At 59.6% G+C, this 13,464-nt stretch carries 15 protein-coding genes; 8 read left to right on the top strand and 7 right to left on the bottom strand.

The window, feature by feature from the left end:
- The first annotated feature begins 100 nt into the window (after positions 1–100).
- The 8 genes from IEW00_RS04295 to IEW00_RS04260 all read left to right on the top strand — a co-directional run bounded on the left by IEW00_RS04295 (position 101) and on the right by IEW00_RS04260 (position 8,030).
- Positions 101–733 carry a tyrosine-type recombinase/integrase gene (locus IEW00_RS04295; protein ID WP_188513168.1) on the top strand — a complete coding sequence of 211 codons (633 nt, stop codon included), beginning with the start codon at positions 101–103 and terminating at the stop codon, positions 731–733.
- Between the two features lie 307 nt (positions 734–1,040).
- A complete protein-coding gene (locus IEW00_RS04290; protein ID WP_188513167.1) occupies positions 1,041–2,342 on the top strand; it encodes a TIR domain-containing protein in 1,302 nt (433 codons plus the stop codon).
- An 825-nt stretch (positions 2,343–3,167) separates the two neighbouring features.
- On the top strand, positions 3,168–4,325 hold the full coding sequence (locus IEW00_RS04285; protein WP_188513166.1) for a CHAT domain-containing protein: 1,158 nt from the start codon (positions 3,168–3,170) through the stop codon (positions 4,323–4,325).
- 164 nt (positions 4,326–4,489) lie between these two features.
- The gene (locus IEW00_RS04280; protein WP_188513165.1) at positions 4,490–5,689 is read left to right on the top strand and encodes a pyridoxal phosphate-dependent aminotransferase; all 1,200 of its coding nucleotides are present in this window, start codon (positions 4,490–4,492) and stop codon (positions 5,687–5,689) included.
- A gap of 469 nt (positions 5,690–6,158) precedes the next feature.
- A complete protein-coding gene (locus IEW00_RS04275; RefSeq protein WP_229736887.1) occupies positions 6,159–6,677 on the top strand; it encodes a helix-turn-helix domain-containing protein in 519 nt (172 codons plus the stop codon).
- Between the two features lie 47 nt (positions 6,678–6,724).
- Positions 6,725–7,105, top strand: coding sequence for a hypothetical protein (locus tag IEW00_RS04270; protein WP_188513163.1), 381 nt, complete (start codon positions 6,725–6,727; stop codon positions 7,103–7,105).
- A 14-nt stretch (positions 7,106–7,119) separates the two neighbouring features.
- The gene (locus IEW00_RS04265) at positions 7,120–7,545 is read left to right on the top strand and encodes a hypothetical protein (protein WP_188513162.1); all 426 of its coding nucleotides are present in this window, start codon (positions 7,120–7,122) and stop codon (positions 7,543–7,545) included.
- Positions 7,542–8,030, top strand: coding sequence for a helix-turn-helix domain-containing protein (locus IEW00_RS04260; RefSeq protein ID WP_188513161.1), 489 nt, complete (start codon positions 7,542–7,544; stop codon positions 8,028–8,030). The genes IEW00_RS04265 and IEW00_RS04260 overlap by 4 nt, the downstream gene beginning before the upstream one ends.
- A gap of 70 nt (positions 8,031–8,100) precedes the next feature.
- Here the strand turns inward: IEW00_RS04260 and IEW00_RS04255 are convergent, their stop codons facing one another.
- From IEW00_RS04255 to trbJ, 7 genes are read right to left on the bottom strand one after another with little or no spacing between them, the layout of a single operon-like run.
- Positions 8,101–8,328: a DUF2274 domain-containing protein gene (locus tag IEW00_RS04255; RefSeq protein ID WP_188513160.1), complete on the bottom strand. Its 228-nt coding sequence runs from the start codon at positions 8,326–8,328 to the stop codon at positions 8,101–8,103.
- A complete protein-coding gene (locus tag IEW00_RS04250; protein WP_188513159.1) occupies positions 8,325–9,602 on the bottom strand; it encodes a TraB/TrbI/VirB10 family type IV secretion system protein in 1,278 nt (425 codons plus the stop codon). Before IEW00_RS04250 ends, IEW00_RS04255 begins: the two co-directional genes overlap by 4 nt.
- The gene (trbG, locus tag IEW00_RS04245) at positions 9,599–10,510 is read right to left on the bottom strand and encodes a P-type conjugative transfer protein TrbG (protein ID WP_188513158.1); all 912 of its coding nucleotides are present in this window, start codon (positions 10,508–10,510) and stop codon (positions 9,599–9,601) included. The genes IEW00_RS04250 and trbG overlap by 4 nt, the downstream gene beginning before the upstream one ends.
- Positions 10,507–11,190 (bottom strand): conjugal transfer protein TrbF, encoded by a 684-nt coding sequence (gene trbF / locus IEW00_RS04240; RefSeq protein ID WP_188513157.1) that lies wholly within the window; start codon positions 11,188–11,190, stop codon positions 10,507–10,509. The genes trbG and trbF overlap by 4 nt, the downstream gene beginning before the upstream one ends.
- Before the next feature lie 21 nt (positions 11,191–11,211).
- The gene (trbL, locus tag IEW00_RS04235) at positions 11,212–12,492 is read right to left on the bottom strand and encodes a P-type conjugative transfer protein TrbL (protein WP_188513156.1); all 1,281 of its coding nucleotides are present in this window, start codon (positions 12,490–12,492) and stop codon (positions 11,212–11,214) included.
- Positions 12,489–12,692: a putative entry exclusion protein TrbK-alt gene (gene trbK-alt, locus IEW00_RS04230; RefSeq protein WP_229736807.1), complete on the bottom strand. Its 204-nt coding sequence runs from the start codon at positions 12,690–12,692 to the stop codon at positions 12,489–12,491. The genes trbL and trbK-alt overlap by 4 nt, the downstream gene beginning before the upstream one ends.
- A gap of 52 nt (positions 12,693–12,744) precedes the next feature.
- On the bottom strand, positions 12,745–13,464 hold the full coding sequence (gene trbJ, locus IEW00_RS04225; RefSeq protein WP_188513154.1) for a P-type conjugative transfer protein TrbJ: 720 nt from the start codon (positions 13,462–13,464) through the stop codon (positions 12,745–12,747).

The raw sequence follows: 13,464 nt of genomic DNA, 5'->3' as shown, positions 1-13,464 counted from the left end.
TGAACGACCGGCTCTGGGTCGGTACGAGCCCGACTGGATCTACACACCCCAACCTGTGGACCGTTCTCCAAATGGCCAATCCGGCCAAAGGAGAATGACCATGGAAATGACTGAATCCCAAACCGTTGCGACCAAACGTCAGGTCTGGAATGCGGGACGAACCGTCGGTGCGAAGCGTGCGCTGAAGCCAAAGCAAGTATGGCAGATCCGGTTCTACCTCAATCATAACCGTCGCCTGCGCGATCGCGCACTGTTTGACCTTGCAATCGATAGCAAGCTTCGCGGCTGCGACTTGGTACGGATGAAAATTGGAGACATTGTCAGCGGAGGACAGATCCGAACGCGCGCGATCGTGATGCAACAAAAAACAAGTCGCCCAGTTCAGTTCGAATTGCTTGCGGACGCACGAGCGAGTTTGCTTGCATGGCTCGAACGCCGAGGCGGTACGGTAGACGACTATGTTTTTCCAAGCCGCGTTGATCATGCTCGGCATCTCAGCACGCGCCAGTATGCGCGGCTCGTGGATGATTGGGTTACGGCGGTCGGCCTAATGCAAAGCGAGTATGGCACTCATTCGCTTCGGCGCACGAAGGCGTCGATAATCTACAGGGCCACCGGCAACCTGCGCGCTGTCCAGATCCTTCTCGGTCACAGCAAGATCGAGAACACAGTGCGCTACCTTGGAATCGATGTGGAAGACGCGCTAGCCCTTGCCGAAAACACAGAAATTTGAATGATCAGCTCCTCGTCTCCAGCGGGGAGCTGACCTTACTGCATTTGGGACTTAGGCGTCATTCGTGGCGCCGGCCGCCAGAGACGCTTTGCGGCAGGAGCGGACATTCATTCGCTGAGGCGTGACACTTCTGAAAGATAAGGGCAAGGCCGAAAACGGAACGGTGGCTTTCAAACGAAAGCTATTTCTGGTGCAGACATCACCCAAAACCTACCCAAGGCTTGCGCACCGAAAATGTAACCTTTACTTCAGAGGAAAGAATGGTCAACATGAGTAGGTTGGAAGCAAAATTTGGGGAGGGGGTCACGTGACAAGTTCTAGACGACTTCTCGTATTCCTCAGCCATTCTAGTCGTGACAAGGCATTTGTACGCCGGCTGAACAAGGATCTGAAGTCAAGATCAATCGAAACTTGGCTTGACGAGCAGGACATTCCGCTTGGTGGATCCATTACGGAGCATGTGCAAACGGGTCTAAGCAAGGCTAACGTTGTACTCGTCTTTCTGAGTGATGCATCCGTGGCGTCACGCTGGGTAAGCACCGAGTGGCAAACAAGTTTCTTCAAATTGATGAACCTTAATAATGTTGTTGTTGTACCTGTTGTCTTGAATGATTGCCAGATACCATCATTTTTGGCGGATAGGCGGTATTTGGACTTTCGAAAGAAGGAAGAATACGAGGAAAATCTCTCTACCCTTCTGTCGTTTTTGAGCGAACTGTCACTTGATATCGATGCCAATGACATCAAGGAAAATGCAGTTAAGTCCGGTTCCGTGCTCGAGATGACTAGAGACATATTAGATGATATTGACAGAGAGCAGATATCACTTCCTATGCACAGAAGAATGCCTATCGTTCAGACATTAAAAACTCTTCCGAGATCTGGGAAGAAAGTCAGACTTGAGGGATTTAGACCTCCAGTTCGAGTCCGCTCAATATATGATCATTTATTCTCACTTGCGCATCTTGCCGATTGTTTATTGCCCCACTTAAGTCATACAGTCAGTCAGCAAGAGTTTTCCGACATAGCGCTTTGCATTGCGTATCATGAGTTAAATGAAGTCGTTTTGGGAGACATTCCGACTTACACGAGCCTAAATAATCATAAGAGAAATACGGCAAGAATTTATGCAGAGGAGCGGCTTAGAACAGTACCTCCGTCTGAACGGAAACGTATCTCCAACGAATTCATTTGGATGTTTTTGAGTGATAAACACAGGCGCGCTTTTGAAGCTGCAAATAGGATTATGGCGGACCCAATTGACCCTATTTACATAATTTTTAAATCCTTGGACAAGATTGACCCTGTGATTGCTACTTGGCGTTATCTACACCATTATCGCGGGAAGCTTGGAGAAAATCCAAGGGCGTTTAACACGGCGATGAAAGATTTTTACGAGAATCCGGACGTGAAATCCTACCTTAGGGCAAATAAGGTTGACCATGCCCTCGTTGACCTAGTTCTAAAGCTCCAAGATAGAAAAATGGCTTGGGATTACTACGAGGATCCAGAGCGGATATTCGGAAGTAAAAGGCTTTTCGAGATTCCGGCGCATGTGGCGAGGGAAGCGATAGAGGGCATTCCTCTGTTTTTAGGCAATGATCAATAGGGTTCTGTATCTGGGCATCTGGTGCTTGCGGTGCGAGCATCATAATTATGGATCGGAGTCAGCAAGCCTACATTGATCAGCCGGCGTGTGGGTGGTTGGGGGCCAATTCGCCGATAAACATGTTATTCGTAACGCGATCTCCGCTAGTGTCAGGAACGGACGTCTGCGCACCGTCCCCGGAATGGCGAAACTTGGTCGGTTGAGGACTGACAGGTTCTGAGGCCTCCAGCTAACGCTCAACGGCTGCTATTAACTGGGCATAATACCAAGGTGCGCTGATCCGAACCCGTGAGGATTGTCATTCCCGGTTGCTGGCAAGAAGAATTGGCGCAGGCGATGTGGTTCATCGCCAAGCCGGTCCGACGGTGATCAGGGAGCGAGCCAGCAAGCGGGAATGACAACCCTGCGGGCGGCCTGGCGGGGGCCCTCGGACTGCGTCGCGGCAACTACATCGACCCGTCAGCCGCTCCTTGCCGAGAACCACCGCAAGGCCGTCCTCATGGGTTTGGATCAGTGCACCTTGGTATAAGCCCTTCCAGTGACACCTGGTTGCTAACAACGTTGCCTTTGCCATTGCCCCATGCTGCGCCTGCGGATCAGATTTACGCGACCCGATGGCAATGCTAGCCAAGTCAACAGGGCAAGGGGGAGATGCCGATCATGCATTCCGTGTTCAGATGTGCTGCAATTCTCAGGTGGTTGCTACCACTGACTGCGTTGGCCATGTTCAGCGCGGGGGCACCGCTCAACGCTCGCACCGCCAATTGCGACGCGGCGGCGCAGCAGCAACAGCGCGCCAGGGCGAGAGTAGGTGCCTCGCGTGGAATGCAGGCCACCGCCAGGAATGCGGAGCAGACGTCGACCGGACAGCTTGCAAAGCGGCTCCAACGCCAAATCGAAGCTGGAGCGTTGCCGCCATCAACCGCACTTCTGTTCTACACCCGTGGCGCCGACGGCAGCCTCACCATGTGCCTAGTGAATCCAACTGGGGTTGTCGCATCAGCGCTATCTGCCACAGACGAAAGTTCGCTGCTCAAATCGGTCCAGGCGCTTCGCTGGGCCTATGGCGTCGAGGAACTGCAGCAGGTCCGTGCTGCGCGGCGATCGGCCGAGCCAGTACAGCCCCCTCCGGACGTCTTGCTCTCACCTGGAACGGCCGAAACCAATCTGACCGGCATGCTGCTGCCGCCAAGCATTGCTTCAACGCTGGCAGGCATCGAACATCTCATCATTGTACCTGCAGGCTCGATCGGAACCGTACCATTCCCGGCACTGAAGCCGTTCGGCAATAACGATGCCCTGGTCGATCGCACGTCGATTACCATCGCGCCAAGTCTGGCAGAGTTTGAAAACAGCGGCAGCAAATGGGTAGCCGCCGCAGCCTTTGCCCGGCCGCTGGTGGTTGGCGACCCCAGTCTGCCAGTGAGCGACGAATGGGTGATTCCGCCGTTGCCGGGTGCTCGGGCCGAGGCAAAGGACGTGGCAAAACTCTTGAAAAGCAAAGGCCTTTCGGGCGACAAGGCGTTGCGCTCGGCGGTGGTCGAGCGGGCACTGGAGGCCAGCGTGATCTACGTCGCTGCCCATGGTTCTTCCGACCCGGCACGCCCGCTGGACGGCGGCTTCCTCATGCTTTCCGGGCCGACCCTGGAGTCTGGATGGTGGACTGCGCGGGAAATTCAGACCAGCAGGCTGCCAGCCGAACTTGCGGTGTTGAGCGCGTGCCAGACGGGGCTTGGTCAGGTCCACGATGGTGGCATGATCGGCCTGACCCGGGCTTTCCAGCTGGCCGGAACGCAGCGAGTCATCATGAGCCTTTGGAATGTGGATGACGAGGCGACACGGTTGCTGATGACGCGGCTGATCACATACGCCGCAGAGCATCCTCCCGCAGAGGCGCTGCGCCTTGCGATGGTCGATACAAGGAAGGACTATCCGGACCCGGCCCTCTGGGCCTCTTTCCTGATGTTCGGATCGGCCCGCTAGGGACCTGCGATCATTGGAGGCACAGCCGCTTGCCCAGAATGTGCCGACCGGGCATCGCGCCGCTGCCCGTATTGGGGCCATTGCCTGACTAACGTGCACTGGACCGGGGCGTCGGCATCAGGCAGGCGCATTGCATCGAGAATGACCTGTGGAGCAAATTGATCATGCCCGTTGAGATCGACCCTTTTCACGCCATCACGATCAGCCGTGCGGCGCATCGCATGGGGGCCGAAGGGCGTTCAGTGATACACATGGAGTTCGGTCAGCCTTCGACAGGAGCTCCGGCAGCGGCGATTCAGGCAGCGCATCGCATTCTCGATGCCGATGGCATGGGCTATTGGGAAAGCCCGCAGCTGAAAGCCCGCATCGCAGCGCATTATGCCGAAACCTATGGGGTCGCCGTCGATCCGGAACGGATCATCCTCACCTGCGGTGCGTCACCGGCTTTCGTCCTCGCACTGTCTTGTCTGTTCTCGCCTGGCGCTAGGGTGGCGCTCGCGCGCCCCGGCTATGTTGCCTATCGCAATACGCTCAAGGCGCTGCATCTGATACCCGTCGAACTACCCTGCGGCGAAGCGGAACGGTACCAGATCACGGCCGCCGCGATCGAGCGGCTGGAGCCGGTGCCCGGCGGGTTGATCATTGCGAGCCCTGCCAATCCCACAGGCACGATCATTCCACCAGATGAACTTGCAGCCATAGCGGCGATATGCCGCCGGCGCGGGATCGCGCTTGTCTCTGACGAGATCTACCATGGTCTCAGCTACACCATTCCGGCAGGGTCGATGCTGCAACACGCGCCCGACGCCCTGATCGTCAACAGTTTCTCCAAATATTTCAGCATGGCCGGATGGCGCCTGGGATGGCTGGTCGTGCCCGATCATCTCATTGATGCAGCCCGCGCGCGGATGGGCAATCTGTTTCTGACGCCCCCCTCGCTTGCTCAGCATGCCGGGCTGATCGCGTTTGAATGCCGCGACGAACTGGAAGGCCATATTGAAACTTACGCACGCAATCGCGATCACCTGCTTCAAGCGCTCCCGCAAATGGGGCTCCGGCGGATCGCACCGCCCGATGGAGCTTTCTACATCTATGCCGATGTCGGCCACCTGACAGACGATAGCCTATCGTTTTGCGAGGCTCTGCTGCACGACACAGGGGTCGCCGTTGCTCCCGGGCTGGACTTCGATCCGGTCGATGGGAATGGTTTCATCCGCTTCAGCTTCGCGGTTTCCACCGATCTGACCGAAGAAGCGGTCCGGCGTATTAAACCATGGTTTGCTTCGAAGCCCGTTGTTGGTTCAACTCCCAAAGGGGTTGTCGTCGAGCCCAAGGATTGGGATCGGGCGGGCCACAGGACCTAATTAGATCTGGAGGAACGTCAGGATTCAGGCCACTTTGCCTGCTATCAGGCGATACGGTAACGAGTCTAGTGGACCGAAAACAGGACGCTATGCTTACGGACCGCTTCGCGGTGTACTATCGGCAGCTTTTGTCAGGATCAGACCACCACGGTCGCTGAAATCAACGACCGAATCTGGTCGCCAGCCGACCTTGCGCTCATATCGCGAGCGGCCGCTATCCGAATATCGAAGAAGAATGGCGTGTCTTCAGATCCCAAGAGAGCCGTATGACGTGCCGCTATCGCGCTGCGCAACCACCCCGAGGTCAAGCGGGATTGGGCACATTTTACCAGGGCAGCCGCCAGTGCCAATTCAGCACTGGACCGCGATCAGACAGGATTTAATCCGGAATGGATTCCTGTTAACCACTCTTGGTTCTTTCAGCCCAAATTCGGGGGCGTCCGGCTGGGGAGTTGCTTCATTGTCGAACGTGCTTTCGGAACTCGATGAGAATCAGAAACTGTGCCTTCGGCTTGTCGCTGAAGGATACACTTCCAAACAGATCGCACAGCGGACACATCTGTCTGCTGGTACAGTGGACCAGTATATCTTCAGGGCGAATGCGGTTCTGGGTGCTGCGGATCGTCGGGAGGCTGCGCGCCTGCTGCTGGCGGCAGAGCAAACCGCGCCATTAAAGCGGTCTCAATTAAAACCAGGCAATCTTGCCGGCGAGCCGGAACATGCTCTTATGGGGGTGCAAGGCAGAAACTTGCCGGACCACTCCGCCCATGACAGCATGGTGCATCACCCGGGGCTATCGCATCGCGAGTTGAACCCTGGACGATTCAGCTCTGTGCTACGCCGGGCAATGGCCGTGATAGGGGGCGAACCACACGAGCTGAACTTCAGGCAAAAACTGGTAGCAACTTCATGGGTGGCGCTGGCGACCGGAGGAACGCTGTCAGCACTCGTTGCAGTCGGATACTGGCTCAATCACCTGATGAGCTAGCTCTGGTGATCCTTCCCTTGTTCAAACATCAAGCGGAGATTACGACCATGACTAACTCACGCCGGGCCGAACGGGCCAGCCAGAGCACCCTGCACCTTTCGGAACAGCAGTTCCAGAATCTCACCGGACAGGTTCAGACGTCCTACGAGAAACTCGACGAACTGCTCTCGCACATGCTGCGCATGAATGCAGACATGATCGACACGGCAAGAACCGCCGGTCTAGAACCGGAGAAAGGGCAGCGGCTCTTTCGCAGGCTTCATACCTGTGTCAGCGACCTTGTGGTCAGCCGCGAAGACCTCGTGGGGGCACATCTCGAAGCGACAAAGATCCGCATGCGCACCAACCAGGCCGAGCGGGCCGATGGCTGCTATACGCCGAGGCCCTTTGCCGAAGGTCATGACGCCGGCATCCGCCTGGTCGGCTGATCAGGACCGCCTGCATGGGCGTCTTCATCGCCTACACGATTGCCCTTCTGTGCACGACCATCTTCGTTGTGCAGAAGGGGGATCGCGTCGCGAAGCTCAGCATTGCAGGGATCTGGGTCGGATTCTGCAGCGCGGAGTGGGCATCGCTTTCGATCAGAAGCGATGATGACTTCATGATGGTGATTGCTTCGGTCGAGACGCTTTCATTGCTTTATAAAATCGGAATGGTCCATCTGAGTGACCGACGATGGCCCATCATAGTCGCCGGTCTGCACTTCAACGTTGTGTGCAGCCATATATCCTTCATCATTTCACCAAGTTATCTGACCAAGACCCTGTATGCGGCATCCACCGTATGGGCGGTACCTGTACTTCTGGTCATCACGCTTGGGGTATACGCGGACAACCGATGGGACACTTTATCGCAGGGACGAAAATGACGGACGCGGGTCGCGGCCTGATGTTCCGGGACAAGCAAGCCACGCCTGCTGCGCGCCTTTCGCAGATCTCGAATGAGCTGCTCATGCTGGCGTCCGATCTCGAGCGCACCGGTCCTCCTGAACCTTGTGCGATACAGTGGCCGGACGTCACCGACATGAGGCGCGCCCTGAAGCGTTATCTCAGGATGCGCAGAGACAGAGAGAAGCTCTTTCCGAAACTCTTCGGCGACCCCGCCTGGGACATGCTGCTTGTGCTTTACGTCTATCACAGCGCAGGCATCCCGATGCAGGTCAGCGCGATCGCAGGTCTCGCCAATATCCCGGGAACTACGTCACTGCGATATCTAGATCTGCTGATCGAGCAAAAGCTGATCACCCGTGCGCCGGACCCGAAGGATCGCAGGCGTATCTGGCTCGTCATCACGCCGAGGGCGACCGCTCTGCTGAAGCAATGGTTTTCGGCCCTTCCTTTGATGCCCGAATGACCGGTCATCGCCGACACTGACCAGCAAAGCGTAGCTACCACACGGAACTGGCGAAAGCGCCTTGCCACCGTCAGCTGCTGCCTTGCGACTTTCTCGTCCTTGCAAATTCCCGGTCGGTCGCAATGAACCGGTCGAGCATCGCAGGGATGATCAGCTCGATTGCTGGCGCGCCGTCGGGATTGCCGCCATTCACCGCCCGCGCATATTCCGCCAGCTCCCGATGCAGTCGTGCCGGAATTTCCAGTGTCAGCCGCACCGGCTTCTCACTGGCCAGATCTGACAGTTTGAGACGGGTCATCGCGCTCCTCCGGCATCAACGGGTTCAAGGATCAGATCGCGCGTCACGATGATCCTGAATGCAAACCCGGGCCGCACGGTCAGGGTCGGCGGAACATTGAGCTGCCGTTGCACGACCTGCCGTCCGGTCTGGTTCACCGTATCCTGCGTTCCGAAGCGCAGCGCACGGACAAGGTCGCTGTCATTGCCTGTCACTAACTCGGTTCCCACCCCCAGCAGCGTCGAGATCAGGGCGGCCTTCAGCATGTTGCCCCAGTGATAATCGGTGCGGTCCTCAAGACCTGCCATGCCGGCGGCATCGGCACCCGGCAGACGGCCAAGCAGGATCGAATGGCCGCCCGGCAGGATAAGCCGGTCCCATGCCAGCAGCACCCTGTTCTGGCCTGCTGCGACATCACTGTCATACTCACCGATCAGTCGCGATCCCTGCGGTATCAGCAGTATGCGTCCCGTCGGGCTGTCATAGACATTCTGGGTCACCTGCGCCGTTATCTGGCCTGGCAGATCGGAGCGGATGCCGGTGATCAGCGCGGCGGGGATGACGCTTCCTGCCTGAAGCACGCCCGGCGAGCCGACACGCACGATCCGCTCAGGACTTTCTGTACCAGCGTTGCCGCGCGGAACGAGAAAGGCCCGGCGGGTGGACGCCGGCGTGGCCGGAAGAGCTTCGGCAGTGCCAGTGGCAGCGTTTGTTGCCGGTGGTACCGGGCCAGTCACAGGCGCGTTGACGTTGTTGCCTGCGCCCGTGCTGCCCGCCAGGAAAAGCTGGCTGGTTCTTGCGCCGTCGCGTTCCTGCGCAGCTCGCTCGCGCGCCTGCTGCGCCGCTGCGAGCCGGGGATCGGGCGGCAGCGTGCCAGCCGGCGGTCCGATCGGTGGAACAGGAACATCTTCACCGCCGATCTGCGCCGGATCCATCGGTGGCCTCAGATCCTCAGGCAGCGGTGGCCCGGGTCTCGGGACGTCGCTGTAACTCGAAGGAGCGCCCGTCACCTGTTCCGCGCGATTGCGGCTGTTGGTGTCAATGAGATTTTCCGGCGGCGCGTCATCCTTTGGCTGAAGCGCGAAGATCAGAGAGCCGCCGATACCGATACTCGCCACCAGTCCGAGCAATGCGAGCGCCTTGCGCGACAGGCGCATGACGCGTGGCGGCTCTCCAACGATGCGAATTTCATCCTGACCGGATGGTGCCTCAGGCTGTCTTTCGACCATCTCTTCGGGATCGGCGTCAGGCTTGCTGTCATGCGGCGGCGGATCAATCGGAGCCTCGGGGTTCATGACCGTCCCCTGCTGCGCGGAGCTTCGCGCTCGATGCGGACATGGCGGGCGCTGCGACCGGCGCCGAGCCGCAGTTCGGCCTTATCGAACAGCCGGTCGACCACCATGTATCGGTTCTGCACCCGGTAGTTGACGAGTTCTGCTGTCCGGTCCGGGCCGATGACAAAAAGAGGCGGCATGTCGCCGGTCACGATGCCGGGGGGAAACTCGATGAAGACCTGGCGTCCGTCATCGAACACGCGGACCGGACGCCATGATGGCCGGTCACCGGACAGACGGTAGTCGAAGCTAAGCGCCGAAAAATCGATCGCTGTCGCTACCGGTGCAGTGCGCTTCGCTTCGGCTTCGGCGCTGCGCAGGGCGATCAGAGCGTCGTGCGGATAGGTCCATGAGACCGCCGCCATATAGGTGGAGTTCGTGGCGTTCAGCTCCAGATGATAGGTGCGTCGGCTGGTGTTGATGACGAGATTGGTGCTGATGTCGGCCCTGGTCGGCTTGACCAGAATATGCACCCGGCGCGTGGGGCCGCTGCCGCTCACGGTATCGCCGATGATCCAGCGCACAGTATCGCCGGATGCGACCGGCCCCGGTCCGACAAGCTCCTCGCCTTCCTGAAGCATGATATTGGTGACATGCCCCGGCGAGGTGTAGATCTGGAACAATGCACCGTCGGCATAGGCATATTGCTGGATCGCGTTGAAATAGCTGGTCCGTTCCGGCTGAACGCGCGCTGCTGCATTCGCGCGGCCGATGCGCGTCCGGGGGTCAGCCGGTTCGGTCGCAGCGGCCAGGGGCTGCTCGAGGGAATGCGCGCGACTGTTCCGGGCAGCGCCTGGAGCCGGAACGCCGGCGAGCGTGGTGGCCAGCAGCAGAATGGAAAGACGCTTCGGAGGCATATGGGGGATCATTGGCTTAGCTCCTTTGACCAGTTGATGGCGTTGACGAACAGGCCGAGCGGGTTCCTGCGCAGGGCATCGGCTGTGCGCGGCGGCTTCACCGCGGTGGTCAGGATGGCAGACCAGCGGGAGGTCTCGATCAGGCCACCGTCCTGATAGCGCCGCTCGGTCCAGGCGACGCGAAAGCTGTCGTCCGACGCGCGGATGACACTTGAGACATCGACCGCAATCTGGACCTTGCCGACCTGCGCGAACGGATCGTTGCTGCGGGCATGGTCATTGAGGGCCTGTGCGCCGCGGTCGGTGGTGAAATCATAGGCCCTGAGCCAGTCCTGCCGCAGCACGACAGGGTCGGCCGGAATGGACCGGACCTGCTCGATGAAGCGGGCAAGGTGGAATGCCATCTGCGGATCGGTGGGAGAGTAATCGGCATCTGCCGGAGCGACAGCCTGGGCCTGCCCCAGCCTGTCCACCTCGACCACCCAGGGGGTTATCGTGCCCCGGGCAGACTGCCAGACCAGTCCGCCTGCAAGACCGCCCGAAAGGGCAAGGCTGCCAAAGAATGCCAGGCGCCAGTTCTTCGCCTGGACGCGGGCCGAGCCGATGCGGTCATCCCAGACCTGGGCTGCCCGCTGGTAGGGCGTGACGGGTTCGGGACTGGTACCGTAGCGGATGGATGGGCGTCGAAACATGAGAAAGGCCTTTCAGCTGTTTCAGCTTTTGTCGGTGATATCGGGACCCTGACCGCCAGAGTGGCTGTCGCCGCCTTTCAGCGTATGCGCGGTTATCGAGGCAGCCTGTCCAATGGTCTGGCGGCGGCGCAGGGCAGTCGCCCAAGCCGGCGCACTATCAGGGGACGAAGGCGCCTCTTGGTCTTTTGGCGCACCTTCCTTGCCTGCGGCATAGCTGGCCTTGAGACTGCCGGCGGCGCGGCGGAGCGGTGAAGCTGCAGCCCCGGCCGCAGATTTTGCGACATTGCCGAGACCTGAAGCCACCGCCGCTCTGCCGGTTTTGCCGGAGGCACCGGCAGAGTAGGCAGCCGACGCACTGCCAGCGGCACGGGCGCTGCCGCTGGCAGCTGTGGCCATCGCGGTTCCGGTGGCACCTGCAGCAAGTTTTGCGCCTGCGAGACCACCGCCGAGGGTTGCACCAGCGGCGATTGCCGTTCCGGCAGCTGCCCCTGCGCCAAGTTGCGGGCCACCGGCTACGATGCCGTTGGCAATGCCGGGCCCGAAAATGCCAAGGCCGAGCAGTGTCAGCGCCGCAAGCGCAATCGCCATGACCTGGCTGATGTCCGGCTCAGCTCCCAGTCCTGCATCGATGAACTGTCCGAACAGCGTTGTACCGATACCGGTGATCACGGCCAGCACCAGCACCTTGATACCAGAGGAAATGATGTGTCCCAGAACGCGTTCGGCCATGAAGGCGGTGCGACCAAAGAAGGCGAAAGGCAGGAGGACAAAGCCTGCCAGCGTGACCAGCTTGAACTCGATGATCGTGACGAAGACCTGGATCGCCAGAATGAAGAACGCGATGACGACGATGAGCCAGGCAACCAGCAGGATCAGGATCTGGACGAAGTTTGTGAAAAAGCCGACCGGCCCCACCAGATCCGCTGTCGCATCCAGCAGAGGCTGTCCCGCGTCGAGGCCGGTTGCGGCGACCGTACCCGGCGCCATGAAATCGCCCATGGCCATGCCGCTGCCGCTGGCCTTGAGGCCAAGCCCAGCAAAGCTCTGGAGGAGGATCCCGGCGAGGCTCGGGAAGTTACCGATGATGAATGCGAAAGTGCCGATATAGAGTGTCTTCCTGACCAGTCGCTGCAGCACGTCTTCGTCCGTGCCCCAGGCCCAGAACAGAGCTGCAATGGTCACGTCGATCACGATCAGGGTCGAGGACAGGAACGCCACTTCGCCCCCGAGCAGGCCGAAGCCACTGTCGATGTACCGGGAGAAGACGGCAAGGAACTGGTCGATCACGCCGGTGTCGTTCATGGGCGATGCTCCTCTCTGCGGAAAAATCGCCGGCGCTTCTCGTCCCAGACAGCTTCGCAGCGCGGTTCTGCCACGGTAATCATCCGGCAGCGGCTGAGTTGCTCAGAGTGAGGGCCGCTGTCAGGTACCGCATCAGAGTGCGAAACGCCGGTGGCAGGCGTCGCGGGTGCGCGGTTTGCCGAAACGGCCGTGATGGCCATCAGCAGACCTCCGAACGCAGCTGCCGCCGCCAGTCTGACCGTCCGGCTCATCTCAGTTGCGGGTCCGGAAGCGCCGGAAGCGCTCACGGCCTTCCGCTTCGCTCGCGGCATTGCGCGCAGATTCCAGCGCCTCGGCGCGGCCCTGCGCGGCAAGAGCCGCCGTCAGATCGGCGAGCTGCCGAGTCTGGAGCGCCAGCAGCTGATTGCCGGCTTGGGCTGCCTGCAGTGCGCCGGTTGCTGACTGGCTGGCTCCCACAAGGGTCGTGATCGAGCTGCGGGTCGCACCAAGGTTGCCGACGATCCCGGCCTGCACCTTCATTGCATCCTCGAACGCGCCGACACTGTCCTGCCAGCGGGCGTTGGCATTTGCGACCATCTGCGCCTGTCCAGCAGAAAGGGCAGCGCCCTTGTAGCGTTCGCTGAACACCTGCCGGACGTCCGTCACATCATAGGCAATTCGCTGTGCCTCGCTCAGCAGTTGCCTGGTCTGGTCGACCTGGCTCTGCAGCATCTCGATCGTCGAGACGGGCAGACTGGCCAGGTTGCGCGCTTCGTTGATCAGGCTGGTTGCCTGGTTCTGGAGCTGCTGGATCTGGTTGTTGATCTGTTCGAGTGATCGGGCAGCCGTCATCACATTCTGGGCATAGTTGGACGGGTCGTAGACGATCCCGCCGAACTGGGCATGCGCGGGGGGAGAGCAGATTGTGCCGGCGGCAAGCGCGGCGGCCAGACCTGCGGCAAGCGATGTTCGGCTCAACAGGGACATTTTCAT

Source organism: Blastomonas aquatica, assembly GCF_014639875.1.
Classification (GTDB): domain Bacteria; phylum Pseudomonadota; class Alphaproteobacteria; order Sphingomonadales; family Sphingomonadaceae; genus Blastomonas; species Blastomonas aquatica.
The sequence above is the reverse complement of the archived record's forward strand: the minus strand, read 5'-3'. Positions and strand labels throughout refer to the sequence as shown.

What these genes read in the sequence shown, in the direction of transcription:
- trbG (WP_188513158.1), bottom strand. Translation starts at nt 10,510, where the DNA reads ATGATCCCCCATATGCCTCCGAAGCGTCTTTCCATTCTGCTGCTGGCC.
- IEW00_RS04250 (WP_188513159.1), bottom strand. Translation starts at nt 9,602, where the DNA reads ATGAACCCCGAGGCTCCGATTGATCCGCCGCCGCATGACAGCAAGCCT.
- IEW00_RS04295 (WP_188513168.1), top strand. Translation starts at nt 101, where the DNA reads ATGGAAATGACTGAATCCCAAACCGTTGCGACCAAACGTCAGGTCTGG.
- IEW00_RS04255 (WP_188513160.1), bottom strand. Translation starts at nt 8,328, where the DNA reads ATGACCCGTCTCAAACTGTCAGATCTGGCCAGTGAGAAGCCGGTGCGG.
- IEW00_RS04280 (WP_188513165.1), top strand. Translation starts at nt 4,490, where the DNA reads ATGCCCGTTGAGATCGACCCTTTTCACGCCATCACGATCAGCCGTGCG.
- IEW00_RS04285 (WP_188513166.1), top strand. Translation starts at nt 3,168, where the DNA reads ATGCAGGCCACCGCCAGGAATGCGGAGCAGACGTCGACCGGACAGCTT.
- IEW00_RS04270 (WP_188513163.1), top strand. Translation starts at nt 6,725, where the DNA reads ATGACTAACTCACGCCGGGCCGAACGGGCCAGCCAGAGCACCCTGCAC.
- trbL (WP_188513156.1), bottom strand. Translation starts at nt 12,492, where the DNA reads ATGAACGACACCGGCGTGATCGACCAGTTCCTTGCCGTCTTCTCCCGG.
- IEW00_RS04260 (WP_188513161.1), top strand. Translation starts at nt 7,542, where the DNA reads ATGACGGACGCGGGTCGCGGCCTGATGTTCCGGGACAAGCAAGCCACG.
- trbK-alt (WP_229736807.1), bottom strand. Translation starts at nt 12,692, where the DNA reads ATGGCCATCACGGCCGTTTCGGCAAACCGCGCACCCGCGACGCCTGCC.
- trbJ (WP_188513154.1), bottom strand. Translation starts at nt 13,464, where the DNA reads ATGAAAATGTCCCTGTTGAGCCGAACATCGCTTGCCGCAGGTCTGGCC.
- IEW00_RS04265 (WP_188513162.1), top strand. Translation starts at nt 7,120, where the DNA reads ATGGGCGTCTTCATCGCCTACACGATTGCCCTTCTGTGCACGACCATC.
- trbF (WP_188513157.1), bottom strand. Translation starts at nt 11,190, where the DNA reads ATGTTTCGACGCCCATCCATCCGCTACGGTACCAGTCCCGAACCCGTC.